Genomic DNA, 2,653 nt, shown 5'->3' with positions numbered 1-2,653 from the left:
GAATAATCCTTTTAATAATTAATAGCCAGTAGTGCGTTAATTATTTATATTTTTCCCGATAAATTGTGGTCTAAAGCCTCCCTTTTTAAGGAGATAAAAAGCGGTCGAGAGATGGCGAAGTTTCCTCACCATATCTAATCGACCAAGAGAAGAATAAATTTTCCTTTGACTCAATCCTATCCGCTTTCAAGGAGAGGTAATTGTTAATTATTAATTATTAATTATTAGTTGTTGAATACTCCCCTACTCTAAAGATGAGGTAAAAAATGGCAAAAACAGATAAAATTAATTATAGTTGTCCTAGTGGATTTACAGAATTCCTCCCTGGTGAAAAACGATTAGAATCTTACTTAATGGATACAATTCGTCAGGTGTTTGAACGCTACGGATTTACACCTATTGAAACTCCAGCAGTTGAACGTTTAGAGGTTCTACAAGCAAAAGGAAATCAAGGAGATAATATTGTTTATGGTTTATCTCCTATTCTACCTCCAAATCGTCAAGCAGAAAAGGAAAAAGCTGGAGATACTGGCTCAGAAGAAAGGGCGTTAAAATTCGACCAAACTGTGCCTTTGGCTGCTTATATTGCTCGGCATTTGAACGATCTAAATTTCCCTTTTGCTCGTTATCAAATGGATGTTGTTTTTCGAGGGGAGCGGGCAAAAGATGGTCGTTTTCGACAGTTTAGACAATGTGATATTGATGTTGTTGGTAGAGGTAAATTAAGTTTATTATATGATGCACAAGTTCCAGCGATTATTGCTGAAATCTTTGAAGCGATTAATATTGGTGATTTTCTCATCAGAATTAATAACCGCAAAGTTTTAACTGGTTTTTTTGCATCTGTGGGAGTAGCAGCAGAGAATATTGTGTCTTGTATTCGGATTGTTGATACTGCGGAAAAAGTGGGAGAAGTAAAAGTTAAAAAAGCTTTGAAAGAAATTGGGTTATCTGAATATCAAGTAGAAAAAGTTGGGGATTTTACTAATATTAAAGGTTCTGTTGATGATGTTTTGGATAAGCTGAAAAGTATGACAGAAACTTTGGATAATTCTGAGGTTTTAACTCAGGGAATTTCTGAATTAGAAACAGTAATTTCTGGTGTCATAAATTTGGGAGTTTCAGACAAACGTTTTTGTATTGACCTATCAATAGCTAGGGGATTAGATTATTATACGGGCACAGTTTATGAAACTACTTTAATCGGACATGAAGCTTTAGGAAGTATTTGTTCTGGGGGTAGATATGAAGAGTTAGTCGGAACTTTTATTGGAGAGAAAATGCCAGGAGTTGGTATTTCTATTGGTTTAACTAGATTAATGAGTCGTTTATTAAAGGCGGGTATTCTGGAATCTTTTGCTCCTACTCCAGCAACAGTTATGGTTGTGAATATGCAAGAAGATTTAATGGCAACTTATTTAGATGTTTCCCAAAAATTGCGTCGTAGCGGGATGAATGTTATAACCAGTTTTGATAGTCGTGGAGTGGGTAAACAATTACAACAAGCTGATAAGCAAAAAATTCCTTTTTGTATAATTATTGGTTCTGAGGAAGCAGCAGCTAATATGTGTAGTTTCAAAGATTTACGAACTGGCGAACAAATGAAAGTGCCAATAGCAGGTTTAGCAGGTGTATTAAAACAAAGATTGGTTCAATAATTGATAATTGATAATTGATAATTGATAATTACCTCTCCCTTTTAGGGAGAGGATTGACACGGTAGGGAAAAAATTTATTTTTTTACCCTTGAAAGGGGAGACTTTAAACCTGAATTATTTAATTATTAATTCTTCGGTAATGTTGTAGAGTAATTAATTAGTAGTCAGATATCAGCAATTAGCTTTTTTATCTGGCTATTAATAGACATTTCCATTAAGATTTAAACCTTTTCTGAAAAGCTTGTAGAGTCCTTCGGTGGAACAGCAAGCAATTCTGTTTAAGGAGACATTGATATGACTACCAACGATTTTTTGCCATGAAAAAAATGGTATAATATTGTTTATTGTTTGTAATTGCCAGAGATTTAGTTCTCAAAATTGTTATCAAATCAGAATAGAAATTGATCGCAAGTAAGTGAAAAAATAACAGAAGTTGAATCGATATAAATACTATGTTAGAAATCAGATTAGCTCGGACTCTTGAAGAAAGAGAATAAATTTTCAAATTGCGCTATCAAATCTATGCAGAAGAACTAGGATGGTTGGAAAATTTTCCAAACTATGAACCAAACCACCAACAAAAGAAAGTAGAAGACCTATTGGACTTATCTGCTAATCTATTTATGGCTCTCGATCATCATCAATTGGTTGGTACTATTTAGATGCAATTATACTAAAGACTTAGGCTTGGAAAACTTAGATTTAGACTACTATATAAAACTCTATCAAATGGAAAAAGTAGGAGATATAAATACCTTATATACATCAATTACTGGGAGATTTATGGTTCAAAGTAATTTTAGAGGAAAAGGTATAGGGTTGAAAATAATGCAAGCATTATACAAACAACAGTTGCTAGATGGAATCAAATTTGATTTTGTAGATGCCGAATTATACTTGGTTCCTTTTTTTGAAAAACTAGGTTATCAAACTATTAGTGAAATTGATTATCAAATGTATGAAAGTAGTGTGCTTATGGTATTAGATATACCTAA

The 2,653-nt window shown here is 33.2% G+C and carries 3 protein-coding genes; all 3 read left to right on the top strand.

Features of this window, described 5'->3' with window-relative positions:
- The first annotated feature begins 266 nt into the window (after positions 1-266).
- A complete protein-coding gene (hisS, locus tag F6K13_RS27620; protein ID WP_287289082.1) occupies positions 267-1,658 on the top strand; it encodes a histidine--tRNA ligase in 1,392 nt (463 codons plus the stop codon).
- Positions 1,659-2,164: 506 nt separating this feature from the next.
- Positions 2,165-2,320 carry a hypothetical protein gene (locus F6K13_RS27615; RefSeq protein WP_161564359.1) on the top strand — a complete coding sequence of 52 codons (156 nt, stop codon included), beginning with the start codon at positions 2,165-2,167 and terminating at the stop codon, positions 2,318-2,320.
- A 25-nt stretch (positions 2,321-2,345) separates the two neighbouring features.
- A partial coding sequence (locus F6K13_RS27610; protein ID WP_287289080.1) for a GNAT family N-acetyltransferase occupies positions 2,346-2,653 on the top strand: 308 nt, incomplete at its 3' end.

The organism is Okeania sp. SIO2B9, assembly GCF_010672505.1.
GTDB classification, from domain to species: Bacteria; Cyanobacteriota; Cyanobacteriia; order Cyanobacteriales; family Microcoleaceae; genus Okeania; species Okeania hirsuta.
The sequence above is the reverse complement of the archived record's forward strand: the minus strand, read 5'-3'. Positions and strand labels throughout refer to the sequence as shown.

Coding starts and splice junctions, on each gene's coding strand:
- hisS (WP_287289082.1), top strand. CDS start 267: ATGGCAAAAACAGATAAAATTAATTATAGTTGTCCTAGTGGATTTACA.